At 36.1% G+C, this 25,509-nt stretch carries 31 protein-coding genes; 6 read left to right on the forward strand and 25 right to left on the reverse strand.

All coding sequences use genetic code 11. The features are described 5' to 3' along the window. The first annotated feature begins 18 nt into the window (after window positions 1-18). Window positions 19-1,227, forward strand: coding sequence for an iron-containing alcohol dehydrogenase (locus QGM71_RS05515; RefSeq protein WP_327606529.1), 1,209 nt, complete (start codon window positions 19-21; stop codon window positions 1,225-1,227). A gap of 69 nt (window positions 1,228-1,296) precedes the next feature. Here QGM71_RS05515 and QGM71_RS05520 read toward each other — a convergent pair whose 3' ends face one another. The 12 genes from QGM71_RS05520 to QGM71_RS05575 form a co-directional block, all read right to left on the reverse strand. After that, window positions 1,297-2,214 carry a type II secretion system F family protein gene (locus QGM71_RS05520; protein WP_327606530.1) on the reverse strand — a complete coding sequence of 306 codons (918 nt, stop codon included), beginning with the start codon at window positions 2,212-2,214 and terminating at the stop codon, window positions 1,297-1,299. Window positions 2,215-2,216: 2 nt separating this feature from the next. After that, window positions 2,217-3,152 carry a type II secretion system F family protein gene (locus tag QGM71_RS05525; protein ID WP_327606531.1) on the reverse strand — a complete coding sequence of 312 codons (936 nt, stop codon included), beginning with the start codon at window positions 3,150-3,152 and terminating at the stop codon, window positions 2,217-2,219. Window positions 3,153-3,157: 5 nt separating this feature from the next. Continuing rightward, the gene (locus tag QGM71_RS05530) at window positions 3,158-4,555 is read right to left on the reverse strand and encodes a CpaF family protein (protein WP_327606532.1); all 1,398 of its coding nucleotides are present in this window, start codon (window positions 4,553-4,555) and stop codon (window positions 3,158-3,160) included. After that, window positions 4,552-5,385, reverse strand: a complete 834-nt coding sequence (locus QGM71_RS05535; protein WP_327606533.1) for an AAA family ATPase — start codon at window positions 5,383-5,385, stop codon at window positions 4,552-4,554. The genes QGM71_RS05530 and QGM71_RS05535 overlap by 4 nt, the downstream gene beginning before the upstream one ends. A 6-nt stretch (window positions 5,386-5,391) precedes the next feature. Next, window positions 5,392-6,321 (reverse strand): Flp pilus assembly protein CpaB, encoded by a 930-nt coding sequence (cpaB, locus tag QGM71_RS05540; protein WP_327606534.1) that lies wholly within the window; start codon window positions 6,319-6,321, stop codon window positions 5,392-5,394. A 10-nt stretch (window positions 6,322-6,331) separates the two neighbouring features. Continuing rightward, window positions 6,332-7,252, reverse strand: coding sequence for a pilus assembly protein TadG-related protein (locus tag QGM71_RS05545; RefSeq protein WP_327606535.1), 921 nt, complete (start codon window positions 7,250-7,252; stop codon window positions 6,332-6,334). Window positions 7,253-7,262: 10 nt separating this feature from the next. After that, complete coding sequence (locus QGM71_RS05550) at window positions 7,263-7,640, reverse strand: TadE/TadG family type IV pilus assembly protein (protein WP_327606536.1); 378 nt, start codon at window positions 7,638-7,640, stop codon at window positions 7,263-7,265. Beyond that, on the reverse strand, window positions 7,637-8,143 hold the full coding sequence (locus QGM71_RS05555) for an A24 family peptidase (RefSeq protein WP_327606537.1): 507 nt from the start codon (window positions 8,141-8,143) through the stop codon (window positions 7,637-7,639). Before QGM71_RS05555 ends, QGM71_RS05550 begins: the two co-directional genes overlap by 4 nt. 72 nt (window positions 8,144-8,215) lie before the next feature. Next, a complete protein-coding gene (locus tag QGM71_RS05560; protein WP_327606538.1) occupies window positions 8,216-8,398 on the reverse strand; it encodes a Flp family type IVb pilin in 183 nt (60 codons plus the stop codon). Between the two features lie 38 nt (window positions 8,399-8,436). Further along, window positions 8,437-8,811 carry a DUF192 domain-containing protein gene (locus QGM71_RS05565; RefSeq protein WP_327606539.1) on the reverse strand — a complete coding sequence of 125 codons (375 nt, stop codon included), beginning with the start codon at window positions 8,809-8,811 and terminating at the stop codon, window positions 8,437-8,439. A 206-nt stretch (window positions 8,812-9,017) separates the two neighbouring features. Continuing rightward, on the reverse strand, window positions 9,018-11,129 hold the full coding sequence (locus QGM71_RS05570; RefSeq protein WP_327606540.1) for a LuxR C-terminal-related transcriptional regulator: 2,112 nt from the start codon (window positions 11,127-11,129) through the stop codon (window positions 9,018-9,020). Further along, the gene (locus tag QGM71_RS05575; RefSeq protein ID WP_327606541.1) at window positions 11,126-11,380 is read right to left on the reverse strand and encodes a hypothetical protein; all 255 of its coding nucleotides are present in this window, start codon (window positions 11,378-11,380) and stop codon (window positions 11,126-11,128) included. Before QGM71_RS05575 ends, QGM71_RS05570 begins: the two co-directional genes overlap by 4 nt. A gap of 409 nt (window positions 11,381-11,789) precedes the next feature. Between QGM71_RS05575 and QGM71_RS05580 the strand changes: the two genes are divergently transcribed. Continuing rightward, entirely contained in the window at window positions 11,790-12,143 is a 354-nt protein-coding gene (locus QGM71_RS05580; RefSeq protein ID WP_327606542.1) for a hypothetical protein, read from the forward strand. A 179-nt stretch (window positions 12,144-12,322) separates the two neighbouring features. On the opposite strand, the gene QGM71_RS05585 is transcribed toward QGM71_RS05580, so the two are convergent. The 8 genes from QGM71_RS05585 to QGM71_RS05620 form a co-directional block, all read right to left on the reverse strand. Beyond that, window positions 12,323-12,664 (reverse strand): hypothetical protein, encoded by a 342-nt coding sequence (locus QGM71_RS05585; RefSeq protein WP_327606543.1) that lies wholly within the window; start codon window positions 12,662-12,664, stop codon window positions 12,323-12,325. Window position 12,665: 1 nt separating this feature from the next. After that, complete coding sequence (locus tag QGM71_RS05590) at window positions 12,666-14,516, reverse strand: DUF6792 domain-containing protein (protein WP_327606544.1); 1,851 nt, start codon at window positions 14,514-14,516, stop codon at window positions 12,666-12,668. 6 nt (window positions 14,517-14,522) lie between these two features. Then, on the reverse strand, window positions 14,523-15,119 hold the full coding sequence (locus QGM71_RS05595) for a hypothetical protein (protein ID WP_327606545.1): 597 nt from the start codon (window positions 15,117-15,119) through the stop codon (window positions 14,523-14,525). 433 nt (window positions 15,120-15,552) lie between these two features. Continuing rightward, window positions 15,553-16,161 (reverse strand): hypothetical protein, encoded by a 609-nt coding sequence (locus tag QGM71_RS05600; RefSeq protein WP_327606546.1) that lies wholly within the window; start codon window positions 16,159-16,161, stop codon window positions 15,553-15,555. Between the two features lie 434 nt (window positions 16,162-16,595). Further along, window positions 16,596-17,198: a hypothetical protein gene (locus tag QGM71_RS05605; protein WP_327606547.1), complete on the reverse strand. Its 603-nt coding sequence runs from the start codon at window positions 17,196-17,198 to the stop codon at window positions 16,596-16,598. A 293-nt stretch (window positions 17,199-17,491) separates the two neighbouring features. Further along, entirely contained in the window at window positions 17,492-17,626 is a 135-nt protein-coding gene (locus QGM71_RS05610; protein WP_327606548.1) for a hypothetical protein, read from the reverse strand. A 7-nt stretch (window positions 17,627-17,633) separates the two neighbouring features. Then, window positions 17,634-18,239, reverse strand: a complete 606-nt coding sequence (locus tag QGM71_RS05615; RefSeq protein ID WP_327606549.1) for a hypothetical protein — start codon at window positions 18,237-18,239, stop codon at window positions 17,634-17,636. A gap of 547 nt (window positions 18,240-18,786) precedes the next feature. Continuing rightward, on the reverse strand, window positions 18,787-19,440 hold the full coding sequence (locus tag QGM71_RS05620) for a hypothetical protein (RefSeq protein ID WP_327606550.1): 654 nt from the start codon (window positions 19,438-19,440) through the stop codon (window positions 18,787-18,789). A 349-nt stretch (window positions 19,441-19,789) separates the two neighbouring features. On the opposite strand from QGM71_RS05620, the gene QGM71_RS05625 reads away from it, so the two are divergent. Beyond that, complete coding sequence (locus tag QGM71_RS05625; protein WP_327606551.1) at window positions 19,790-19,927, forward strand: hypothetical protein; 138 nt, start codon at window positions 19,790-19,792, stop codon at window positions 19,925-19,927. A gap of 89 nt (window positions 19,928-20,016) precedes the next feature. On the opposite strand, the gene QGM71_RS05630 is transcribed toward QGM71_RS05625, so the two are convergent. After that, window positions 20,017-20,151, reverse strand: coding sequence for a hypothetical protein (locus QGM71_RS05630; protein ID WP_327606552.1), 135 nt, complete (start codon window positions 20,149-20,151; stop codon window positions 20,017-20,019). 300 nt (window positions 20,152-20,451) lie between these two features. On the opposite strand from QGM71_RS05630, the gene QGM71_RS05635 reads away from it, so the two are divergent. Beyond that, on the forward strand, window positions 20,452-21,423 hold the full coding sequence (locus QGM71_RS05635; protein WP_327606553.1) for an ATP-binding protein: 972 nt from the start codon (window positions 20,452-20,454) through the stop codon (window positions 21,421-21,423). Between the two features lie 351 nt (window positions 21,424-21,774). Next, window positions 21,775-22,452 (forward strand): LuxR C-terminal-related transcriptional regulator, encoded by a 678-nt coding sequence (locus tag QGM71_RS05640; protein ID WP_327606554.1) that lies wholly within the window; start codon window positions 21,775-21,777, stop codon window positions 22,450-22,452. A 41-nt stretch (window positions 22,453-22,493) separates the two neighbouring features. Here QGM71_RS05640 and QGM71_RS05645 read toward each other — a convergent pair whose 3' ends face one another. The 3 genes from QGM71_RS05645 to QGM71_RS05655 all read right to left on the reverse strand — a co-directional run bounded on the left by QGM71_RS05645 (window position 22,494) and on the right by QGM71_RS05655 (window position 23,796). After that, window positions 22,494-22,850, reverse strand: a complete 357-nt coding sequence (locus QGM71_RS05645) for a hypothetical protein (RefSeq protein WP_327606555.1) — start codon at window positions 22,848-22,850, stop codon at window positions 22,494-22,496. Between the two features lie 132 nt (window positions 22,851-22,982). Beyond that, window positions 22,983-23,156, reverse strand: coding sequence for an anti-repressor SinI family protein (locus tag QGM71_RS05650; protein ID WP_327606556.1), 174 nt, complete (start codon window positions 23,154-23,156; stop codon window positions 22,983-22,985). A 400-nt stretch (window positions 23,157-23,556) separates the two neighbouring features. Then, window positions 23,557-23,796 (reverse strand): indolepyruvate ferredoxin oxidoreductase subunit alpha, encoded by a 240-nt coding sequence (locus QGM71_RS05655; protein WP_327606557.1) that lies wholly within the window; start codon window positions 23,794-23,796, stop codon window positions 23,557-23,559. Window positions 23,797-24,087: 291 nt separating this feature from the next. Between QGM71_RS05655 and QGM71_RS05660 the strand changes: the two genes are divergently transcribed. After that, window positions 24,088-24,285 carry a DUF2188 domain-containing protein gene (locus QGM71_RS05660; protein ID WP_327606558.1) on the forward strand — a complete coding sequence of 66 codons (198 nt, stop codon included), beginning with the start codon at window positions 24,088-24,090 and terminating at the stop codon, window positions 24,283-24,285. A gap of 41 nt (window positions 24,286-24,326) precedes the next feature. On the opposite strand, the gene rodA is transcribed toward QGM71_RS05660, so the two are convergent. Further along, window positions 24,327-25,505 carry a rod shape-determining protein RodA gene (rodA, locus tag QGM71_RS05665; protein WP_327606559.1) on the reverse strand — a complete coding sequence of 393 codons (1,179 nt, stop codon included), beginning with the start codon at window positions 25,503-25,505 and terminating at the stop codon, window positions 24,327-24,329. Window positions 25,506-25,509: the final 4 nt, after the last annotated feature.

A 25,509-nucleotide genomic window follows, 5' to 3' on the forward strand; every position in this document is an offset into this window, starting at 1 on the left:
TATCAGGAGGAATTTATTATGAGTTTAAATATGAAAGTTGAGCAAATGTACGGGTTCCATCAATTCGAATTACCAACTGCTATCAAGCATGGTATTGGATCGATCAAACACATCGGTGAAGAAGTTAAAAATCTTGGTGTAACAAAAGCTCTTTTAGTAACAGATCCGGGAATCTATAAAGCTGGCGTTACAGATCCAGTAGTTAAACACTTAAAAGAAGCTGGTGTTGAAGTAGTTGTATTCAACAAGGTGGAACCAAACCCACCAGTACGTTTAATCGCTGAAGGATCCCGTGTATATAAAGAAGAAAATTGTGATGGCCTGGTAGCTGTTGGGGGCGGGAGCTCTATGGATACCGCTAAAGGAATCGGTGTAGAAGCAACACATGAAGGTTCTGTATTGGATTATGAAGCGGCTGATGGCAAAAAGCCTTTAGAAAATCGTATCCCACCATTAACAACTATTCCAACAACTGCTGGAACTGGCTCTGAAGTAACACAATGGGCGGTTATCACAGATGAAGAACGTGAATTTAAATTCAACACTGGCGGACCATTAATTGCAGCACATTTAACTATTTTGGATCCCGAGCTGCATGTATCTATGCCTCCACATGTAACAGCTATGACTGGCATTGATGCATTAGCACATGCTATCGAATGTTACACTATGCACTATGCGCAACCTGTTACCGATGCAGTGGCCTTACTGGCAATCGAATATGTAGGAAAATACATCCGTCGTGCCTACTCTGATGGTTCAGATATCGAAGCTCGTTACGGAATGGCGCAAGCTGCAATGTTAGCAGGACTATCTTATGGTAGTGAATCAGCTGGTGCAGCTCATGCTATGTCACAAACTCTAGGCGGAATCATTCCAGTAGCTCATGGTCAGTGTGTTGCAACAATGATGGGACCCGTTATGGAATATAACTGGAAAGGACATCCTGATAAATTCGCTCGAATTGCACAAGCATTAGGTGTTAACACGTTCAACATGACCATAGAAGAAGCTGCCAAAGCATCTGTTACTGAAATGTACAGATTAGCAGAAGACCTTGATATCCCTGACTTGGAAGAACAAGGAGTTTCACCAGACATGATCGACAGACTTTCAAAAGAAGCAATGAAGGATCCACAAACAATCGGCAATCCACGTGACCTTACTGAAAAGAATTACAAATGGATCTATCAACGCTGCTTTAATCAAGTACCGAAAACAGTATAAGGTAGAGGTGCCTGTCACTCGAAACTATTCTCAATGGTTCCGAGTGACTGCACTATGTTTTCAATTTAGTTAGAAGGCTTCCAAGAGTTGAAGCATTGCAGGTCCCAATAATATAATAAATAGCGTAGGAAAAATAAATAATACCAGTGGAAACATCATTTTAATAGGTGCTTTCATAGCAGATTCTTCAGCCTTTTGTCTTCTAAATTCACGTATGTCTTCTGTCTGCACGCGTAGAACAGAAACCATACCAATCCCCAATTTCTCTGCTTGTACAATATTATATATCAATGACCTTAATTCTTCAGAGACAAGTCGATCATTTATCGCGTTTAACGCTTCTTTTCTTGTTTTGCCTAAACGCATCTCTTCTAAACAAATCTTGAATTCCCTAATAATTTCGCCCTTTTTCTTGGAAACTAATTGACTTAATGCTGCATCGAAACCAAGTCCTGCTTCCAAACTCATTGTTAATAAATCCAGTATTTCAGGAAGCTCTCTCCCAGCAAATCTACTTCTTTTTTTGATCTTCATTTTTAAATAACAATTTGGCAGAAAAATACCCACTGCTGAACCAAGTACAGCAACCAGTAACATTGCTGCTGTTCCCAAACCTAGCAGCAAGCCATATAGTATTCCAAACAATGGGATCACAATAAGCAAAACAGTCTTAGCCAACTTAAATTCTACTGGACCTAAACCAAATGGCTCCCCTGCTTGTAATAGAGTACTTTCAAGCTTTGATTTTTCTTCTCTACCCAATCTTTTATTATATTTCCTTGTTAAAGAGGTCCAAACAGGTTGAACAACACGCTCGAAAAACGTGCTTTCTTCCTCCGCAATGTCCAATTGATTATTAGGTGTGTTCATGACAAAATAGCTTTGTATTCTTTTATTGATATGCCCTTTTCTTTCCGCCTGCATGCCAATTACTGCATAGGAGATCAGACATATAAATATAAAGAAGCTTGTATATAACGCCAGCATAATTACACCTCAATTGTGGTTATTTTACGTATCATAAAAAATCCGATGATACCCCCTATAAGTGCTGCTCCCAACATAGCTTGTCCTATAGGGTTTGTGAATAGTGTTCCAATATATTCGGGATTCATTAAATAAATAATAAAACCAAGAGCAACTGGTAATAAACTAATAACAACTCCGGACAACCGTCCCTGCGCTGTTAAGGTTTTAATTTGATTTTCAATCTTGGACCTCTCCCTTATCGTCTCTACAATCTTATTAAGCAAATAGGCAAGATTTCCACCCACTTGACGTTGAATAATTATTGCTTCGATCAATAGACCTAAATCGTTGCTTGGCATTCTGTTCTTCCATTCAGTTAACGCACCCTCTAAACTAGTACCATATCGCATCGTCAATAATACGTGTTCAACTTCTTCCTTAATGGGGGAATAGGATTCTTCTGCCACCATCTGCAATGATTGTGGCAAACTAAAGCCCGCTCTTAATGAACCCGTAATGGAAGTTATCATGCTAGGTAATCCGGCATTAAATTGCTTGATTCGTTTTTCCTGTTTTCTTTTCAGCCAAATTGTTGGTAGTGAATATCCCAGAACCAATCCGAAAAAAGATAATAGAAAATTGCTCGTTAATAGATGTAAGAGCCCTCCAGTAAAAATAGCTCCTAACCATTGAAATGCTAAGAATTCTTCAGGTTTAACAGGGATACCCGCTACACTTAAACTCTGTTCCAGGTTCGTCTTCTTTTTACTTTTCTTTTTGTTCTTTAATAATAGGATTGTAAGTTTCTGGTTTGCTTGTTTTAATGTATCTCGTATTGTACTTTTTTTCTTCATTTCTGATTCAACCGTGGTATGCGTCGTTTTTCGACTGAAACTTAGAGCAAGGAGAACTAGGAATATAGACAAAAACATGAAAATGAATAGTATCTCTCTCATACGTATTACTCCACCTTTTCAGAAAATATAGATGCAGGAAGATGTATACCTTCATACTCCATTCGCTCATAGAATTTTGGTCGTATACCTGTTGGTACAAGTTTCCCTAGTATTTTTCCATTTTCATCAATACCAGATTGTTTAAATGTAAAAATATCCTGCAATACAATAATCTCACCTTCTAAACCTTGCACTTCTGTTATGTTGGTAATTCTACGGGTACCATCCTTTAGTCTTGACTGCTGGATAATCACATCCAATGCACCTGCGATTTGTTCTCGAATTGCCTTTATCGGTAATTCCATTCCTGCCATCAGAACCATGGTTTCTAACCTGGCAACCATATCCCGCGGACTGTTCGAGTGACCCGTTGCAAGAGATCCGTCATGCCCAGTGTTCATTGCCTGCAACATGTCCAACGCTTCCCCGCTTCGCACCTCACCTATTACTATTCGGTCTGGGCGCATACGCAGTGAATTCCGAACAAGATCACGAATCGTGATTGTCCCTTTTCCTTCAATATTAGGCGGCCTTGTTTCCAAAGATATAACATGTTCCTGACCAAGCTGAAGCTCGGCTGCATCTTCTATGGTTACAATTCGGTCTTTATCAGAAATAAAAGATGATAATACATTCAGGGTTGTAGTTTTTCCTGATCCAGTTCCCCCGCTTACAAAAATATTTAATTTAGATTCAACACATGCTTTCATGAAATTAGCCATTTCTTCAGTTAACGTTCCAAAACGAACTAAATCATGAATTGTAAAAGGATCTTTGGAAAATTTACGGATCGTTATTGTCGGTCCGCCCAATGCCAATGGAGGTATAATCGCATTAACACGAGAGCCATCCTGTAATCTTGCATCCACCATTGGACTGGTTTCATCAATCCTTCTGCCAAGTGGAGCCACTATCTTTTCAAGGACCGCCATTACATGCTCATTGTCGCGAAATTTAATATTTGTCAACTCCAGCTTCCCTTTTCGTTCAGCGTATACATAGTTTGGTCCATTAACCATAACCTCAGATACACTCTCATCTAATAACAGTGGGTTGATGGGACCATACCCTGTCAGGTCATTTTTTATTTCTTCTTTAAGGCTTCGCCAATCCTTAATATTAGTTAATCCTTCATTTTCTTTCAATATTTCAGAAATAATTGAATCCAGATCAGATACAATTTCGTCAATTTCCTCTTCATTACGTTCTTTAAGAATATATTTAAATATCAGGTTTTTAAGTTCCATATAATCACGAGAAGGTGCAGGCGTCGGTGGGAGAGGAACCGGTTCGCTTTGCTGTACTTTCTCTAAAGAAACGGCAGCTTCTTCTGTTTTATCCAATACAGCTCGTTCTCCTGTTTCTTCTTGACTCTTCGATTGAAGTCTGGCTAGTAAACTCATCGTTGACTCCCCTTTACCTTATCCTTATTTTTGTCCTTCATCTTAACTTTGGAAAATAAACCCGCTTTTTTAGTTTTTTTATTCTCAGCACCTTGCCTATTTATATCTAGCAGAGCGGCAAGTTTTTCTACTTCTTTGGAAAATGCCAGCTTTGGATTCATCGTAATAAGTGGTTTTCCTAAGTCTAAGGAACGATCCATCTGCTTTTCCTCATATGGTAAGAAGGTTATTCTTTCGATCTTTGTCAGTTCAGGTATAGTATTTGGTTTAATAACTGCAGGAGACGTAAGTTTATTAATAACTAAACGAGCTTTATCTTTTAAATGAAGCATATCCAGCGTTTCTATAAAAAGTTTGCTGTTTTTTAATGATGCCATTCGTGGTGTACCTATAACCAGTATCTGATCTGCTTTCTCCATCAGTTGAATTGTGAGCTCATTTAATCCTGCCTGTGTTTCCACCAATAGGATCTCTGAATCTTCCTGTAGGGTATCAATAATCTCATTTAAAAAATCGGCCGTGATTAATTCAGCATATTCTGGACGGTCAGGTGCAGGCAAAACATCAACACCTGACTCATGGTTTAATAAATAGGCTTTAACATTTTCAATATCTTTTCGCTCTGCAACTTCCTTGATGCTATGGTTTGGGTGAAGATCGAATGCTAATGAAATATCGCCAAATTGAAAATCTGTATCGATTACACGAACCTTAAGACTTTGTCTTGCTAAGGCTGTCGCCAAATTAACAGTTATTGCTGTTCTTCCAACTCCACCGGTAGCACTGCAAACTACGATTAATTTGCTATTATTCATCTTTGGGCTCACCATAGTCGATTACTCCTCTTTATTTCTAACTATCCGGCTGCTGATCCACCCTTTTTCTTGACCAGCAGTTTCTACCTGAAGCCAGATACGGCCATCCTCATCTTTTTCCTGCTTGTCTAAAAGAACTAATGAAGTTTCTTTTGTTACAACTTCGATAGGAGATGCTGATAGATTCGGTGACTTGCGAATAACCGAGTTTTCAGGAACAGTAATTATTTCACTGGGAGTTACTGTTTCCTTTTCCCCCGCTGTCTCAGCATCTTTCTTAGTTGTTTCGTTCTCTGCTTCTTCAATCAAATCGGACCTACTGTACAAGGTCAGCTGAAGTTCTCCACGCCCATTTGCATTTATAATAGTTACCGTATCATCCTGTTCAAGCTCCAGTGTAACAGCCTGATACAAGACTTCTGTTCCTTCTGAGTCAACCTCGGTCATACGCTGACCAACTGCCAGTACACGTACTTTTTCTAAAATCACTCCCGTTTCCAATCCTTCACTCCATACAACATCCACATAATCCTCTGGTTGAATTAAATTAGAAACGCCAGTAACATACGTAACATCTATCGAAACAGCTCTATTTCCTTCATTTATTTTTCGGGATACAACCTTTTTTTCTTCCTCTTTCTGCTGCATCCGATGATTCATTAATATTTCACCCTGTTTAATGTCAGTAGAGGTATAGTGGTTAATCGCCACACTTACATCCTTTATCATCTCTGGATGAACCTGATCTTCCGGTATCTCTTTTGAAGATACAAGTTCCTCTGTAATCTGTTTATCTCCTGGTATGTCTTCCACTGCCACAATCACCTGCGTCATTTCCACAATTGGTTCTGTATTCGTTTGCGAGACTTCATTATTTATAAATGAATAAAATAATATCGTTGTTATGATACCTGAAAATAAGGCTAATAAAAGTATCTTTTTAGGTTTCATAGTAAATCCCCTACTCCATTAATTTAATCGCATATGCACCGCGATCATGTGGGCTGTTCTCTCCGGTTAAGCCTGGTCCTGCACGTTTAATGAAAATGCCTTTAATAGAATCGTCATTATCTTTCATCCGATCAGTAACATAAAAATAAGCAAATCCGGTTATTTCCACACTTTTCAATTGATTTGTTGTTTGACTATGTGGTTTATAAACAATTACCAGCATTACTCTTGGGCACTCCCTAACCTCGTACTCCCCATCCGGATACGGACAATTATCGATACGATAATTAATTCCAGTTCTCGTCGCGCCTGCAATATTACCTGTTTGTGTATTGATGATATCGCCCACCTGCAAATTATCATCAAACCCATGTGTTAAACTATCACCATATAATTTTGCCCCTGGTCCTTCCAATGCAAGTACACCAAAATTACCACTTACTGAGTCACCGGCATCCACCTTAAGTGCATAGGTGTCCCCGTAAACTAAATCTACTGTTTCATCAATTCCAAGCGGTACAGCTCCTTTTGCTCGTCCCATTGGATTCAATCCGGCCTTGGCATCCGCTTGAATAGGGACAGATTCGATTCCAAACAAAGTAGCAAAGAACAGCGGGACATCCTTCTTTAATTCGACATGGACTTGTGAATTTTCTTCTATATTTAAATGGGCCAGACTTTCCTGCTCCTGATGTGATACAAGTATTTCATCCACTACCGCAGCAACTGAACCTTCTGAGTTAACAATTTCCTGTGCACCTGACAAAGCTGCAGCGTTAGCTGTTTTCTGCAGATGACTTTTAGTTACAAATAAATTACCGCCATCAATGACCAGACCTATTGCGAGAAGTAGTGCACCCATCGCCAGTGCAACTAGTATCAATGCATTTCCTTGTTGGTCTTTTTGAAATTTACGATATAAACCGCCCATCTTCTTCACCTCATTCGACCCGGATCGTAGAACTTGTTTTCACTGTATAAGGTATGGCAGCTTCACCAAGCACATTTAAGAATTCCTCTGGATAAGCTATCGTTATCGTTACATAATCTCCCGCTTTCCGGGTTCCTTCTTCTGGTGTAATGGTGACATTCAATTTGCTAGAATCTCCTGATTTAAACTCATTAACCGCATACGATCTAATTTCTGTATCACTCCGGCCCAAACCACCCATTCGAACTGTTTCCTGAGTGACCAGTTCCAACTGTAAATGAATGTATAATATCCTTCCAAAATCAAAGATTCCTACAAGCAGCATCAATAACAGCGGCAGTACCAGAGCGAACTCTACAAGTGACTGACCATCTTGTTTCCTGATCACAGAAAACTCACACCCTGAAAAGCCAGCCCAAGAAATGCGCCACCCGCGATGGCAACGCCATATGGGTAAGTGGCTGTTATTGAACCTCTGGAAACACCGCCCTTAAGCACAACCCCACTTTTTAGGCTGGATACGTAATAAAGCATTGATTTCAGCATGCCCCGGCGAAGTAAAATGATAGCAATAGCCATTAATGCACCAATAATTGCTATATATAAAAAGGATTGAAAGACGAAAGCAGATCCTTTCATCGCTCCAATTAAGGCAAGCAGTTTTACATCTCCTGCCCCCATACCTCCCATAAAATAAGGTATAAGTAATAATCCAAATCCTATCAAAAAACCAATGAAAGAATGGCTGAGTCCTTCCCAGCCGCCCATGGAAAACTGAAAGATAAAGGTAGCAAGTAAGGCAGGATAAATCACTTTGTTGTAAATTTTTCTGCTTTTAATATCAGTAACTAAACAGATTAGCAAAATAATAATAAGGAAAATATCTATCATATGGTCCATCCCTTCATTCATAGTTTGATAGTTAATCTTTATAAAAGGACCCTTGGCAGGGTCCTTTTAATTTTAACCAGTAGCTTCAGTACCTTTAAACTTATTTACTATGTCTTCAAAAATAGTATTGACTTCTCCACCCAATGCTGTTAGTGCCACAATAACTACTACTGCTATCAACCCTAAAATCAACCCATACTCAGTCATCCCTTGACCTTTCTCTTCTATAAATAATCCTTTGATTTTGTTTAACATTAAAATCTCTCCCTTAATATATGTTTTTGTTATATTGTCTATTTGACTTTCTCGTAACCCCTGCCAACAAATTCTACAGCTTGACCACTGAACGTGGGTGTATTTCTAAATGTCCCAGCGGGTAATTCAACTACTGAATATGCACCTGAAAATCGTTTGCCAATTTTACCTGGTTTCAGATCTTCTTCGATTCCTACGATCTTATTTTCTTTATTAAGATAAATAAGATCAATACTGTATTTCATGAAAAACGTATGAATCGATGCACAAGGAGAAATATGAAGGCCTGTTTTTTCCGGCATACTCTTCGTCAGCATTAATCCTTTAAACCGGGTCCAGAATGTATAAGCTCCTTTTATATCTTCAGCAATTACCTCATCTGTACGGACATTAATTAATTTGATGTCTTGCACCTCCCGTTCTTCGTGGTGTGGTATAACTTGTTGACCAACTTACAATCCCTATTATGCATGGAATAAGACACTAAAAATATCCCCCACTGTTCCTGTTATTCATTTTATATATTTAATAGGAACGCACTCCTATAAAGCACATAACTATCAATCGTTCCTATTACGAAATACCTACCGAATAAAAAAAGCCCTCCGTATAGGAAGGCTTATCCTGATTTGTATTTCATTTGATAGACTTTCGAAATTGCATGTGCGCGGTCAGGAACCTCTAGCTTCCGAAAGATTTTGGTTACATGGTTTTTCACAGTATGTCCACTAATGAAAAGCTCTTCAGCAATTTCACGGTTATTTAATCCCTCTATTACTAATTCAAGTACTTCTTGTTCCCTGGGAGACAACTTCAGTTGTTTAACAGTACTAGTAACAGATAAGAGTTCTTGATTATTTAAGATATCTTCGGTTAAAGAAATTTCTTCTTCAACCACCTGACTTTCATGTATAAAATTAATAAATTCCTTAACCATATCATCTACCTGCTTAAAAACAGCAATTTCTCTTAAATCATTTTCTTTCGCATACGAATAAGCAAGTGTAAACAATTTAACTTCCATGGTAGATTCCTGCCATTTGGTAGTATCTTTTTTCTCTAGCAATGATTTACCTTGCCCAGCTATAGCTGCAATATTTTCGGATTCAACATTCATTTTTATAAAATCATACGAATAAATAGAGAGTTGACAGGTTTGGATAATATCCTTAATTGCTGAAACTGTCAGTCCTTGTTTTCCAGCAAAATCTCCTGCAATCTTTGCTGCTTTCTTTGCTGTATCATACGCTTCCTGGTCAAATTGTTCAATAGCATGGTGAAGTGAGCAGACTTTTTCATCCTCTACATCTATACTTTCCTCCTTCGCCAATTGCAATGATACCCCACCCATAATTGATAATGTTTCCAAAAACCTAAGTTGTTCAGTAACTTCCTTTTCTGATATCCCATCTATACCAACAGATAACACTCCTAGTAAAGCATCATTGTAGTATAGCGGACATTCAATTATTGAAGACTCTGGGAAGGCATATTCATCTGCTTTTTTTATTCCTATTTCAAATGAATTCTCAAGTGAACTTCTATAATACCTCTTAATCACATCACGAGCATATACACTTATTTGTTCCCGGTCACTTCCGCGGGATACTAATTGAACCTTTTCACTCTTTAAATCCTTTAATACAATGGATGCGAAAGTACCTTGTACCAAACTCAGACTAATATCAATCAATAAATATAGTATTCGCTTATAATCCGGGATGGATGCCATTAGCTTACATACTTCAACTAATGATGAAAGACGATAAAGCTGCTGAGTATTTTCCTTTCGCAGTTCTCTAGTTTGTAAGTTCTTTTCCAGGATAAGTGCCATTATCTTAGCAACTTCCATTTCATTTTTACTGACTTTATGATTCGATACACTTCCTCCAAAAAACAATGCTAAGGAACCATCTATATGTTTAACGGGAAATGCAAATAATGATTTGATATATAAATTATACCTTTGAAAAAAAATAGTACGCGGATCTTTTTCAATCGACTCCCAGAACTCACTTTTATTATTTAAAAGCACGCGGCCAAGAAAACCTTCGCCTAACGAAAAACGTGCTCCTCCCATTTTGTCATTTCCTGATATACTAGTTACTTGATACAGTTCCTCTTCTTGTTTTTCAGCAAGCCCAAAAAAGTCATATTCCATACTCTCCATACGAAATTTATTAAGTAACTTATCCATATCTGAATCCTCATCTTGAAACACTTCAAAAAGCACTTGGGTTTTCGGACCAAAACCGCTTCCTGCACCTTCTTTAATACACAAGTTAGTTAGCTTCACTAGCTTATTCATCCACTGTTGCCAACCTATCTTTTTCGTTTCATTCATTACGGGTGTATTTTCTACAATACCCACCCAGTCTATATGACTAGCAGTATTCTGCAACTGATTACTAATAAGCTGCTGTGTATCCTCTTGCAGCAATAGTCCCGCCCATAAATAGTGCTGATTAGTAATAGGAGCAACAATCGTGTAAATACCAGGCCATAATTCATAAAATAATGGCCTGGTAATGATACCTATGTCGTTTATGTTTTCCTTAATCTTATGATATAAATCATCTTGTTCTACATGTATTAGTGTATTGAATAAGGTATTATTGCCTTTTGCGGGTAAAAGAAGTTCTCCTTTATCATCAGTAATTAACACGGACAACTCATAACGTCTAGCATAAATATCTATTAATTCCTCAAGCAATTCATTACTTTGTTTCATATACCATCAGCTTCATCACTATCAAATTCCGTAATAATTACTGGCTCACTGTAACGATATAAAGGAGTTGGTTCTTTTCCCATCAATTGCACGATACCCTGCTTCACTAATAAATCCAATATTGGATATAATTCTTCCTTTTTTCTTCCGAGTCTGGTCCCGATCCCCTCGACCGATTCAGTCATATATGGATTTGATTGAAATAACATCATGCATTCAGCTTGCAATCCTAAAAACTCCTCTCTGCTCATAATTCTCCCCCTTTTTTGGATATGACATAGAGTTACACCATTTCATCTAATTCGGTGTCCCCGACTAATGTCTATCCTAGACGAATAACCTAGTAAAACATATCCCCTATTGTTCCCTTTTTACTTTTAAATCTAATTAGCCTATACCCTTAATAAACCTTTTTCATGTATACTATTAGTGAATCAAACTTTTTCTCAAAAGGGAGCTCTAATAATTGATTAAAGTTAAAATGAATGTTCAAACCGCATATCACGGGGAACTACTGCGTGAGGGTAAAGTCTATGAAATTGATGAAACAATTGCCAATTAGTGGATTTGGCTCGTTATTAATATACAAAAATAAAAAAAGCTCCTAGTGTAGAAATGAGACCATACTTGTTCCCAAATAACTACAAAGGAGATTTTCATTTGCCAACTAAAAGTATAGGTCATAAACAGTTAATTAGTAAATGCTTGTCCGTTTTACCTACAGAAGCAATTTCATCTCCACTCTTAAATTACGAGTATGACAAGCTTTCTGTAGATGCTTTAATGAAAATTTTTGTGGCTGCACAACTGGATAAGTGGGAATCTTATGAGGATATATGTATAAACGATATCAAGCGTTTATACATGAACTATTTAGGGAGAAAAGCAAGACTTCCAAAGGACAACAGAAAATCCCAATACCGAAGAAAAAGGAGACAGTGTTCGAAGGAAATGAAATGTAGCCATTATCAAGCCACAGAAGAAGAAGTAGCGCTTATTTTTTTGATAATTTAATATAGGCAAAAATGGGAACGAGGTTTATATAAGACCCTGCTCCCTTTTTTAACTTAAAAATCAAAATTAATTGTAAAAATTTAACATTTATGGGTTTAGATTCCATTAATGCAAGGTCAATGGGACTGACCCTTTTATTCCGGGAATGAAGCAGTTTTTCCCTTTCGTAATTCTTCCTGTTATTCAAATACCAAAATATTTTCATACGTTATTGTTATACGCTGTTGTTTCATTTCATCTACTTGGTCATTGAATCTATTAACTACTTGACCAATTCTAAAATTAACATCCATCAGTAGGTTCGTATTCCAAACCTCTAATTGTTTAGTTTTTAAAATCATCTCATCCACTATTTCTCCCTTTTCCTCTTCATCAACGAAAATATTATTTACGAGCGAGAAAAAGTCTTTGTCACACTTTCCAATATAATCTGCGTATTTTCGTAACAAATCTTTTTTATATGAAAAATCTTCATATGGAAGCAGTTTTTCCGTAACCGAGATTGAATGCATCTCATCCATTTTATACACCTCTCATTAAATCAAACTGTTTACCTATACGCTCATCCTCTTCAAACAAGGATTCAATTGCATTGCGATAATTTTCTATTTGTAATCGTGCTTTTTCTACCATCTCTCTTAATCTTTGCAATTCGTGATCGAGATCTGCTTGCTCGAGTGGATAAAGCACCTCGTGTACCCGAATACTTGTGATTCTCTTCGTGAAAGTTGGATACAGCCCATGCTTGGCAAGTAGATTATGATGCAATCGTGGGTTTCCTTCCATATCATTTATTTTCTGGATGACTTTTCTTCTTTCATCCTTATAAGCATCCATGATTTCCATCTCAATTGCCCTGCTAAATTTCTCTATTTCGAATTCCTTTTCTTGTAGTACTCCTGTGCCTTTTTGGTACATTCGAAGGGCAGCAGACATATTGACTTTAATTTCCTTTTTGCCTTTACTTGCCGTCAGCACCATATCTGTCCCTATGTATGATTTATTCCCTCCAGATATGGATTCTAATATTTCCTGGATACTGTGACTTTCCGCTATCCTGTGGAGGATTTCGAGAAACTCTTCTTGGTTTAATGTTTCTAGACTTTCTTGAATGGCATCCATATGTCTTTTTATTTTCAGAATAGATCCAGCATCTCCACCTAATTGGGCATAAAAGTCACCCATATCTCGAATTCCTACATTGCTTTCTATCGATTTTTGTATCCCAAGCAGTTCATTCTCAATCTTGGTTATTTCCGTGACAAGCAATTGTTTTTGCTTACCTGTGATATATCCAGCTTCCTGAATACGCCCGAAAATGACATCTGCATTGCTTGTAATCGTTTGGATATTGGACACTAATGCTGGGATGTTATCATTTAAATTCCTGATCATCGTATCCCACTCAGACTGTTGCGTGAAGTATGATTTAGCAATGCTCCATCCACCATCAATTTCACTGATAAGGTTCATGTCCACGCCTAAAATATCGTAAATCGCGGCATCCACCCCTCCTTCATTAGAGGCTACCGTGTATTGAATGGCTAACTCTTGGAAATCCTGAACAACGTGGTCCGGAATATCGTCCATGATTTCACGAAGACCGGGATAATCTGGATTTGTATCTATATATTCCACTTCACCGAGTGTAAAAAATCCACGCGCTCCACTAACGGCATAGAGGGGATCATCGAGTGAAATGATTTGATGAATGTTGTCTGCTTTGTCTGCGTAGTAGTCTGTTGCGAATGCTTGGAGTTGTGTGGGGTCTAGGTTGTAGATGGCATCGGGATTTGCTAAAGGAATTGAAAAATGCTCTATAATCTTTTCTGTAAATTCATCATCAGCGTAATAAAGCTGGTAATAGTTGGTTTGTGCACCATTAAAGCTATAGACTTTATCGAATGTATCATATAATAGATGAGCAGTTGCATTGTTATTATGGGCTAAAGAATGGGATAACCCAGTAATATGGGTGGAACTTTTTTTAATGTTATATTTCTCTTTTACCTCTTTTACAAACTCATTGGTCATCTCAGCTTGGCTAATATTTAATCCAGCGAACATTGCTTGTAAATTATAATTCCAATCCACTGTATCCTGTGTGCCTTGTGAAATAATATAAAGCTCATCGATATTATTCTCTTTTGAATGAAAATATACAGCTGTACCGTCATAACCTGATTGATCATCAGATAGTCTAATTGATTCAGAAGAGTTAAAAATCTTAATCTCAGCACCCAGTTTTTTTCCATACTCTTCTATATAAATCTCTTCTATTCTCCGAATCATTTCATTATCTGGAAAATTTTTATACTCCAAGTCAATTAGTCTTAATCTAAACTCTTGCGTAAGCACTACTTTCTCAGACATTGAACATCATTCACTTCCATCACTTATTTGAATGAAATTTATGGATTTCATCCAGTCTACAATGGCTTCCATACTTTGTTCACATTCTTCTACCGTATCAGCACATTTGGTTTTATATATTAATTCAATCCCTCCATTTTGCTTCTTATTTTGAACATAACCAACATAGTTAGATATATCTTTACTTCTTTTATAATCGGAGAAGTAAAGCACTTTATTATCATCTTCATATTTTTCAAATTCAACTTTCAATCCAAGCCTTTGCTCTAAATTTTCTAAATATGAGTCAACTTCCTTTATGCCTTTAAATTCATCATAGTTTACATTAATGGATGATTCGGAGTCGTTCTGATTGTCAATCCCGATTAAGTACCCTTCAGATGTATCATTTTTGACTGCATAACCTTTTTCACCCATAATTCCTACGGATGGAAAGTCCATCTCATACTTTCCCGTTCCGGATAAAAAAGGATAATAGCCGGGTCTCGTTTCTTCCGTCGATTGTAAGAATCGACGCGTAAATTCATCCTCGAATGCCCTTACATCTGGCAATTCCTCCGGGTTCATTTCTGACGGCTTCTTCGATTGTTCTTCATTATTCACTTGGCAGCCTCCTAGCAGAATGATTAATATAAATAAAATTAAATGGATACAATACTTCACAATCTAGCCTCCAATACATCCAATTAGCAATTAAAAAAATTCAGTCTCTTTAATAATTATAATGAGGAATACAATAAATCGGAAGAACGAATTGGGCTTTTAATAAAAAGGGTTCTAAAGGCTTGGTTCTTTAGATTTATATGGAAGAAATATAAGTTTTTTGAGGTATTTGTAATATTAATTGCATAGACTTTTTTTGTAAAATATATTTTTTGTTCTAATGAATATATAATCATGTGAAGTATCCATATTCTTCGATGTACATTTTCTTTCCTTTACTTTTAAAATCTTGTTCCGTTAGATCCTTATATTCCAATCAATCATGCGTAATCTCATTTCATTAGTAGATATCATATTTTCACTCATAGATTGTTCATTCGCTTTCATTTGATTGTAAAATAAATTGGATTGACTCAATCTGTTGTTTCATCATATCTTTACTTTCAGCCTTTATTCCTTCACATTCTTCTTTACCACCAACGCATTTCGTCTCATATATAATTCTTATTCCACCATTTTCTACTTCATTTTGTAAAAAGCCTGCATAAGCATAATATGTTTCATCATCTTCAAAATATGAAAGATATAAGGTGCTGTTTTCTGAAGTAAATTTATCAAATTCAAGTTCCCCATTAAATTGATGATTAATCATATCTAAGATAGTATCTTCTCGCCCCTTTTCATCTAATGAATTATAATTAAGTTTGATATAAGATTCTGTTCCATTATAATTATCAACTCCAATTGATATTCCTTCGTAATCTTCCTCTTTTAAGGCATAGCTCTTTTCTCCAACGACTCCTCCAGCTGGAAAGTCCATCTCATACTTCCCGTTCCCAGATAAAAAAGAATAATAGCCAGGTCTTGTTTCTTCCGTCGATTGTAGGAATTCACGAGTAAATTCATCTTCGAATGCCCTTGTGTCTGGTAATTCATCTGGGTCCATTTCAGATGGCTTTTTCGTTTGATTTTCATTGGTCACTTGGCATCCTCCTAGTAGAATGATTAATATGAATAAAATCAGATGTGCACAATACTTCATAGTCTAGCCTCCATTAACATCTAATTAACAATATTAGAAAATTTAGTCTTTTGATAAGTATAATGAGGAACTGAGTAAATTGGAAGAACTAATGGGGTTTTTAATAAATTGGGGTCTAAAGGTATGGTTTTTAAGATTTATATTGATGAAATATAAGTTTTTTTTGGTATTTGTAATTAATTGTATAGACTATTTTTTGTAAAATATATTTCTTCTTCTAATGAATATATAGTCATGTGAAGTATCCATATTCTTCCATGCACATTTTCTTTACTTTACTTTTAAATTCTTGTTCCGTGAGACCCTTATATTCCAAATCAACCATACGCAATCTTATTTCATTAGTAGATATAAGATTTTCACTCATAAATGGTTCATTCGCTTTCATTTGATTGTACAGTAAATTGAATTGACTTAATTATTTCTTTCATCACATCTATACTTTCCGCTTTTATGGCGTCACATTTTTCTTTACTAGCAACACATTCCGTCTGATTTATAATTCTTATTCCCCCATTTTCTGCTTCATTTTGTAAAAAACCTGCATACCCATAATACATTTCAGTTTCAAAATAAGAGAGATATAAGGTGCTGTTTTCCGAGGTGAATTTATCATAATCAAGTTCCTGATTTATTCGATCATTAATCATGTCTAATTTCAAATCTTCCCGCCCTTTTTCATCGGTTGAATAATAGTTTAGGGTAATTGCACTTTTAATCTCACCAGCATCTACTCCAATAAATATACCTTCATAATCTTTATCTTTTAGAGCATAGCCTTGCTCACCTATTGTACCATCCTTGGGGAAATCCATTTTATACTTCCCCGTCCCTGACAAAAAATGATAATAACCAGGTCTTGTTTCTTCCGTCGACTGTAAAAATCCACGCGTAAATTCATCCTCGAATGCCTTTACGCCTGGCAATTCGTCTGGGTTCATTTCTGATGGCTTTTTCGTTTGATCTTCATTGCTCACTTGGCAACCCCCTAGTAGGATGATTAATATGAATAAAATCAAATGTTTCCAATACTTCAAAATCTAGCCTCCAATACATCCAATTAGCAATTGATAAAAAATTTAGTATCTTTAATAAGTATAATGAGGAACTGAGTAAATTGGAAGAACTAATGGGGTTTTTAATAAATTGGGGTCTAAAGGTATGGTTTTTAAGATTTATATTGATGAAATATAAGTTTTTTTGAGGCTTTTGTAATTAATTGCATAGGCTTTTTTTGTAAAAAATATTTTTTGTTCTAATGAATATATAGTCATGTGAAGTATACATATTCTTCGATGTACATTTTCTTTACTTTACTTTTAAACTCTTGTTCCGTGACACCTTTATATTCCAAATCAACCAGACGTAATCTCATTTCACTTGTAGATAAAAGATTTTTACTCATAGATTACTCATTCGCTTTCATTTGATTGTACAGTAAATTGAATTGACTCAATTAATTCTTTCATCACATCTTTACTTTCAGCTACTAGCCCCTCACATTCTTCTTTACCAACAATACATTCCGACTCATATAGTACTCTTATCCCACCATTTTCTACTTCATTTTGTAAAAAGCCTGCATAACCATAATATGTTTCGTCATCTTCAAAATAAGAGAGATATAAGGTGCTATCTCCGGAAGTAAATTCATCAAATAAAAGTTCGTCATTAAATTGATGATTAATCATATCTAAGATAGTATGTTCTCGTCCCTTTTCATGTAATGAACTAAAGTTTATTCTAATTGAACTTTTAATCTCACCAGCATCTACTCCAATAAATAGACCTTCATACTCCTTATCTTTTAATGCATAGCCATGTTCATCTATTGTTGCATCCAAGGGAAAGTCCATTTTATACTTCCCCGTCCCTGACAAAAAAGGATAATAGCCGGGTCTCGTTTCTTCCGTCGATTGTAAGAATCGACGCGTAAATTCATCCTCGAATGCCTTTACGTCTGGCAATTCATCTTGGCTCATTTCTGACGGCTTCTTCGATTGTTCTTCATTGTCCACTTGGCAACCCCCTAGTAGAATGATTAATATGAATTAAATCAAATGTTTCCAATATTTCACAATCCAGCCTCCAATACATCCAATTAGCAATTGAAAAAAAATTTAGTATCTTTAATAAGTATAATGAGGAATACAATAATTCGGAAGAACGAATTGAGCTTTTAATAAAAAGGGGGCTTAAGGCTCGGTTTCTTAAGGCATGGTTCTTAAGAATTGCATTTTAGATATATAGGTTTTTGAGAGGGGTTTGTAAAATTAAACCCATAAGACTATCTTTGTAAAATCTATTTATGTAGTACATGAGCCTATCGTTATGTATTCATGAGAAATAATCTGATGAAAGCTCTCTGCTTTGTCTGTGGTGTCTAGGTTGCAGATGGCATCGGGGTCAACTTTGGAGAGTGAAAAGTGTTTCATTACATCTTAAAATCTGTGTCGGTCCTGTAAAGTTGATATTGATTTCTCCTTTTTGATAAGTTTTTATATTCTAAATCAATAAGCCTAAGATGAAATTCCTCACTTACAACAATTTTTTCTGACATTTTTCTCATTCGCTTTCGTTAATGAATTCAATTGTTTTTAGCCAATTCATAATCGTTGAATCTTCCTCTTCCATAACCTCAGAGCATTTTTCTTCTTCTGCGGTACAGCCAGATAGATAAAATATATGGATCCCACCTATATCCACGGTGTTCTGTATAAACGCTGCATATCCAAAGTCGCCGTTTTCTAATTTAAATGGAGCGAAATATAATTCCCTGTCTGCTAATTGTGCTTTTTCAAATTCCAAATCTTTATCCATACTTGTACTCAACATATCTAGAACTACATTTTCGTACCCTTGTTTATCAGGCATGTATTTCATGTCAATAGAAGACTCAATTAGTGAATTATCAACGCCTATTATAAAGCTTTCGAACCTTTCATCTTCTTTTGAATAACCCCTATCGCCAACAACTCCTCCAGCTGGAAAATCCATCTCATACTTCCCCGTCCCTGACAAAAAAGGATAATAGCCAGGTCTTGTTTCTTCCGTCGACTGTAAAAATCCACGCGTAAATTCATCCTCGAATGCCTTTACGTCTGGCAATTCATCTTGGCTCATTTCTAACGGCTTCTTCGATTGTTCTTCATTGTCCACTTGGCAACCCCCTAGTAGAATGATTAATATCAATAAAATCAAATATCTCCAATACTTCACAATCTAGCCTCCAATACATCCAATTAGCAATTAAAAAATTCAGTCTCTTTAATAAGTATAATGAGGAATACAATAAATTGGAAGAACGAATTGGGCTTTTAATAAAAAGGTACACTAAGGCATGGTTCTTAAGAATTGCATTGTAGATATATAGGTGTTTTGAGAGGGGTTTGTAAAATTAAACCCATGAGAATATTTTTGTAAAATCTATTTATGTAGTACGTGGGTCAGTCCCTCACTTCACTATCGCTTTAACGTGGCGGGGACTGACCAGCCTATACCCTTAATAAACCTTTTTCATGTATACTATTAGTGAATCACACTTTTTCTCAAAAGGGAGCTCTAATAATTGATTAAAGTTAAAATGAATGTTCAGACCGCATATCACGGGGAACTACTGCGTGAGGGTAAAGTCTATGAAATTGATGAAACAATTGCCAAACGCTGGATTGCCAGTAAAATAGCAACACCGATTACAGATGAATAATATTTTTTTTACAAACACCTACATTTATTTTTTAATAAAAAGTCCCCGCTACTATGCCTTTTAGCATGTAACGGGGATCTTTACTTTGATCAGCTATCCTGTTCAACAATTTCACTAAATTTCTTTAACGCAACTGGTACTTTTTGGAATTCTTCTTTCTTCCAGACCGACTGCAAAAATACTTCTGCAATAGCCGCTTGCCTATTACCTATCCGAGTAGCCAATTTTACAACAACTATAGTTTATCATTAACGATAACGTCAAGTTCAACACAAATTATAATCCTAAATGAAATTCATTCATAATAGTGGGGTGATGACAGCTAATCTTAATAAAACACCTGTTGATATTCGGTTGACATGCGGATTAAAAGTTAGTACTATTTTAAATAATTAGTCATTTAGTCTTAGTCCATTCAGATAGTGTCCTAATCTATATGTAAACCGGAGATAAATTGAATCTTCATTCAGCTTGGTTTCACCTTTATAAGTTAAATAAAAATAAGTAAAAGGAGGTATAATGTTTTGGAGTTGAATAAACAATCTGTAGAAATGAAGAAAAACTTCTTTATAGGAAGAAAGAATGAAATTGAAATTTTTAAAGCGTTTATTCACCCAGAAAACCATTATCTAAAAATACTTAACATACACGGTCTTGGAGGTATAGGGAAAACATACTTGCTCGCCGAGTATTCCCGAATTGCAAAAATAGACGGCTTGCTTTTCCTGAAATTAGACAGTGATGATTTCCTTCACACACCTGCTGGATTTGCCGATTATCTGCTCATTCTACTAAAAGAGAAATCAGATTCCATCCGAACATACACCTCAGTTCCTTTGGAGAACTGTACTCGTAATTTAAATTTCATTGCATCAGAGAGACGAGTGATTATTGCGGTTGATTCCTATGAAAAGATGACCGCTCTGGATCGGTGGTTCAGAGAAGTATTTATCCGTCATATAAATCCAAATGTATTCTTTATAATCGCAGGACGAAACTCGTTAGAAGGCGAATGGAAGGAATCTCCTGCGTGGCGGAAAGTTACAAAACAAATAGAGTTAAAGGATTTCAACTTAGAACAAACCAGCTCTTATTTAAGTCATCACGGAATTAATAATATCGATCACGTCACCTCATTATGGCAATTTACAGAAGGGCATCCACTTACACTCTCACTGGCTGCAATTACGAATAAAAATCCAAATATGACCAGCACTGCAGCAGATAATTTAACTGAAAATATACCTCAAATATTAATGGAACTTACCAAAAGATGGCTGCACGAGGCGACCAGCGAAGAACAGCATCGTTTAATAGAATCAGCAGCAGTCCTACATATCTTTAATCAGGAAGGCCTCTCCTTCGTATTGAATCGTGAAATCAGTCAAGCTACTTTTAAAAAGCTAACCTCTCTCTCTTTCATAAAATCTATCCGGAATGGCTGGGCTATACACGATCAGATTAGAGATGCTATCCGAATAGAGTTAAAACATTGAGATCCCAAGCATTTTGACCTACTGAATGAGCGCAGTGCTGCTTTCTACTATCAGAAAACACTTTCAACCCGTTCAGCATATAACATAGCTCAGTTCTTTTACCATCTTGGCGATGAATTTATACAATCTGCTTTCTTTAGGGAATCCATCGATACAACTTTATATTTTGAATCCGTTGCCCCGTACAATTTTAATGAAGTAGTTGAGTTCTTTTCAAATAAAAAAGAGAATCTAACAAAAAGTGATGTTAAATTCTACGATAGGAGTACAAATAACTCCTTTCACTTCTATGCATCCCTGCAGCATAATAAAAAAGAATTAGAATTAATTAAAACAGACTACGTAGAAAAAATGGGATATCATGTTGCAAAATTATTAAAGAATCAAGCTGGTGAAACATTAGGTATTTCCATTATTGTACCTATTAATAAAGAAACACTGGAGCACTTAGAAAAAGAACCAGTGTCACGAGCCTATTTTTCAAATCTAAATGTTAGTGAGAGGAACGCCTTTGCTGTTTCTGAAGATAATAATGCTGGATGGTTTATACGAATGTTGGATTATGCTGACCCCACCGATCTAGCTGCTCGTTCTTTTTCACTGTATAATTTATTTCCTTTATTGCTGGCTGGAGGAAAGATCATTGTATCCACACCTCTGCCTTTTTTCCAGGATTTACTAAGAAACTTTGGTTTTCAGGAAGTTGAAGGTGCCCAGCACTATGACTATGGTGAGAATTATCCTTCACCCACATACTTGTTAGATGTCAGTGGTCCAAAGCTGGCTATATACTTGAAACAATTTACTAATACAACCTATCAGGTCGATATTCTTCAACAGAAGTTTGACTTCACTCCACGTGAAATGGACATTATCAAGCTTATATTAGATGAAAATAGTAACTCGACTATTGCCGGCAAGTTATACATTGCCGAAGTAACTGTTAAAAAGCATATTAGCCGGATACTTTCAAAAACTCGTGTTAATAACAGGACACAGTTGATTAAACGCATACTGGAAATGGTATAGCTCTTTTTCTCAAAGGGAGACAACTGAGTCTCCCTAATTTATTACTTTATTAATTGAATACTACCAATAAGCGGTAACGCCTTTTCTTTACCATTTGCAGCATTAATGATCCCTATTACTGCTAAAATTATAATAAACAAACTACCAATCGGAAGTATGAGTAACCACCCTATAATTGGTATAAAAGTTCCAAGGACAGATACACCTACCCCGGAAAGAAATAATGTCAATCCTTGATTTGCATGAAACATTGCAAATTTGGACTCTTTTGCTGCCAGAAGCGGAATAAAGAATAGTATATATGCTAGAATAGCCATTCCTTTATTTTCTTTAACGTCAACTGATTCTTCCGGTTGTTCTTCTTCAGTTGTTTCTTCCACTTTTAATTCTTCTGTCATAATAACACCTCCTTTTACAAACTATTCAAATAAAAATTACCACCCATTACATGAATTGTAATGTACACTTAAGTATATAAAATATAACTAAATAAAGTGCAGATTCAAGTCATAATTTTCACACCAGTAGTTCTAAAATGAATGATTAGTTAGACTGCTTTTTTCTTTAAGGTTTACATTCTTTTTAAGATAATTACGGACCTGACTTTTACTTAAACCCGTTTGTTTAGCTAAGGCAATTAAATAAATCCATTCTTGATCATAATGTTGGGTATGACTTTTAATGTTGGCTTTTTCTTTAGTCAATCTCACTTCCCCCAATCCACGGTTTTAATTATCTTTTAACCAGTAGATATATCCTATGTCAGTCCTGCTAGCTATCTATAAGAAAACTTACCATAGAACCTATATGTCTGTAATGTATCCCCAGGTATACATCTAGGTGAATATTGAAAGAATGAGTGTATGTTGAGCTAGCTTAAGATGAGGACGGAATGACTTAGGTGATGGGCGCTGACCTATGAAAACGCCACGTCCTTGAAAAGGGAGGTCAGCTTTTCTTCGTGCGATGTAACGTTGATGAAATTTTGACTATTCTGTCCGTCGGAGTTGTACTTGGCTCTTGCTGTCAGAAAGTTTTATAGAGCTAAATTCTATCTCTTAAAAAAAGCCACCCGAGGGCAGCTTTTTTCTATCTATAATTCATTTACTTATTGGCGAAAAATTCTTCAGCCTTCTCCAAAAATACTTCCTGGTCAGGCGTAAGATCATACTCTTCTTCGATTGCTTCTACCGGACAAACCGCTTTACATGCTCCACAGTCAATACAAATATCTGGATCTATGTAAAATTGGTCAGGTCCTTCTTCAATACAATCCACTGGGCACACGCTGACACATTCAGCAGCTTTTTCTGGACCACATGGATCTAATATAACAAAAGCCATATATAATTTACCTCCTTATATCCTTCACCAAAATTTAAAACTTTCTTTCTCATATATAATGATACATTAGGTAGGCTCTGCAAGTAAACTGCTTGATCTGATTTTTCATCACATTATTTTTCAAAATACAACTATTTTTGCAAAGCTCAGCTGCTAAAATAGAGATGGGTTCGGACTGTGGGCTAAACAACAACATTCATTACGCAATGTGCCACTATATATAAAAGGTTTTATTATTTACACTTTCGGGAAAAATAAATTATACAACTAAAGAAGGAGCGTATTTTTTACATGAAAACGTACAGTGTAGCCCCAAACGTAGATGCTACAGCATGGTTCATCAAGTTAGAGGATGTAGCACCAGAAGAAGTATACGACTCAAAAGATGAGGCTATTGCCGACGCAAAAAAAATGGCTGAAGAAAATAGTCCAAGCAAAGTGGAAATATTGGACAAGAATCATACAATACTGGAAGAAATAAACTATTAAAAAAAGATCCCAAAAGCTCACTTTTGGGATCTTTTCATTAATTATGGCTGTTTATCACCGAACATGTATTCCTTTGTATGAATATGCACATTTAAAACTACACCAACTGCGATCATACTCGTCAACAGCGAACTTCCCCCATAGCTTATAAAGGGCAATGTCAAGCCTGTTATAGGCATCATACCAATAGTCATACCGATGTTTTGGAAAATTTGAAAGGTGAACAGTCCAATAACACCAGCTATAATGTACATACCAAAACGATCCTTACAGTTTATCGCGATAATAATCATACGATAGATCAACACAAAATAAATTAACAATAAAACCGAAGCACCCAGAAATCCAAATTCTTCCCCAATAACCGTGAAAATAAAATCTGTATGGATTTCGGGTACCCTGCCACTCTGTGCTATAAAACCATTTTGAAAACCATTTCCAAATAAGCCTCCGGATCCGATTCCCAGTCTGGCCCCACTCAATTGATATCCGAACGATCCTGCATAAAATTCTGGTTGAAGCCATCCGTATATTCTTGTAAGCTGGTGTTCCTTAAATAACATGTTAAAAATATCTGGTTGATATATAAACAGCCAAGTCAGTAATAGTAAAAATAAAATGACTGCCAATCCTATTAACAATATATAGGTGAATGAAATCCCAGAAACCAATAGAATGGTGGCTGCTATAGCGATCGTTACCAGCGCTGTTCCTAAATCTGGTTGTGCAAAGATAAAGTAAAATGGAATAATCGATAAAATAAAGATACTTATCAAAATATACAAATCACGTTTTGAAGTAGTCTTATATTTTTCTGTAATTTTATAGACGGCCGTTGCCAGCATAATAATTAGGATCAGCTTTACAAATTCAGAGGGTTGAATCTCAATTCCTCCAATTGCTATCCAACGTTGAGAACCCTTATTACTAACACCGAATAGATCAACGAAAAGTAATGAAAGTACGCCTGCAATATACATTGGGATCGCTAACGCCCGGTAATGTTCGTATTCCAGAAACAGTATAAAAAACATAGCTACTAGTCCAATACAAAACCAGACAGTCTGTCTGATGAGAAAAAATGTAGGGTCAGCACTATATTGTCCAGAAGCGCTATATATAGCAAACAGACTTATTATAAATAATAAGATCATGCAGAATAACAGCAGATAATCTATTTTATCGAATACACTTCGTATTCGGTTGTTTATATTTTCCATAGCA

The organism is Virgibacillus tibetensis (assembly GCF_036026595.1).
GTDB classification, from domain to species: Bacteria; Bacillota; Bacilli; order Bacillales; family Amphibacillaceae; genus Virgibacillus_P; species Virgibacillus_P tibetensis.

What these genes read in the sequence shown, in the direction of transcription:
- QGM71_RS05515 (WP_327606529.1), top strand. Translation starts at nt 19, where the DNA reads ATGAGTTTAAATATGAAAGTTGAGCAAATGTACGGGTTCCATCAATTC.
- QGM71_RS05520 (WP_327606530.1), bottom strand. Translation starts at nt 2,214, where the DNA reads ATGCTGGCGTTATATACAAGCTTCTTTATATTTATATGTCTGATCTCC.
- QGM71_RS05525 (WP_327606531.1), bottom strand. Translation starts at nt 3,152, where the DNA reads ATGAGAGAGATACTATTCATTTTCATGTTTTTGTCTATATTCCTAGTT.
- QGM71_RS05530 (WP_327606532.1), bottom strand. Translation starts at nt 4,555, where the DNA reads ATGAGTTTACTAGCCAGACTTCAATCGAAGAGTCAAGAAGAAACAGGA.
- QGM71_RS05535 (WP_327606533.1), bottom strand. Translation starts at nt 5,385, where the DNA reads ATGGTGAGCCCAAAGATGAATAATAGCAAATTAATCGTAGTTTGCAGT.
- cpaB (WP_327606534.1), bottom strand. Translation starts at nt 6,321, where the DNA reads ATGAAACCTAAAAAGATACTTTTATTAGCCTTATTTTCAGGTATCATA.
- QGM71_RS05545 (WP_327606535.1), bottom strand. Translation starts at nt 7,252, where the DNA reads ATGGGCGGTTTATATCGTAAATTTCAAAAAGACCAACAAGGAAATGCA.
- QGM71_RS05555 (WP_327606537.1), bottom strand. Translation starts at nt 8,143, where the DNA reads ATGATAGATATTTTCCTTATTATTATTTTGCTAATCTGTTTAGTTACT.
- QGM71_RS05560 (WP_327606538.1), bottom strand. Translation starts at nt 8,398, where the DNA reads ATGTTAAACAAAATCAAAGGATTATTTATAGAAGAGAAAGGTCAAGGG.
- QGM71_RS05570 (WP_327606540.1), bottom strand. Translation starts at nt 11,129, where the DNA reads ATGAAACAAAGTAATGAATTGCTTGAGGAATTAATAGATATTTATGCT.
- QGM71_RS05575 (WP_327606541.1), bottom strand. Translation starts at nt 11,380, where the DNA reads ATGAGCAGAGAGGAGTTTTTAGGATTGCAAGCTGAATGCATGATGTTA.
- QGM71_RS05585 (WP_327606543.1), bottom strand. Translation starts at nt 12,664, where the DNA reads ATGGATGAGATGCATTCAATCTCGGTTACGGAAAAACTGCTTCCATAT.
- QGM71_RS05590 (WP_327606544.1), bottom strand. Translation starts at nt 14,516, where the DNA reads ATGTCTGAGAAAGTAGTGCTTACGCAAGAGTTTAGATTAAGACTAATT.
- QGM71_RS05610 (WP_327606548.1), bottom strand. Translation starts at nt 17,626, where the DNA reads ATGAGTAAAAATCTTTTATCTACAAGTGAAATGAGATTACGTCTGGTT.
- QGM71_RS05640 (WP_327606554.1), top strand. Translation starts at nt 21,775, where the DNA reads ATGGGATATCATGTTGCAAAATTATTAAAGAATCAAGCTGGTGAAACA.
- QGM71_RS05645 (WP_327606555.1), bottom strand. Translation starts at nt 22,850, where the DNA reads ATGACAGAAGAATTAAAAGTGGAAGAAACAACTGAAGAAGAACAACCG.
- QGM71_RS05655 (WP_327606557.1), bottom strand. Translation starts at nt 23,796, where the DNA reads ATGGCTTTTGTTATATTAGATCCATGTGGTCCAGAAAAAGCTGCTGAA.
- QGM71_RS05660 (WP_327606558.1), top strand. Translation starts at nt 24,088, where the DNA reads ATGAAAACGTACAGTGTAGCCCCAAACGTAGATGCTACAGCATGGTTC.
- rodA (WP_327606559.1), bottom strand. Translation starts at nt 25,505, where the DNA reads ATGGAAAATATAAACAACCGAATACGAAGTGTATTCGATAAAATAGAT.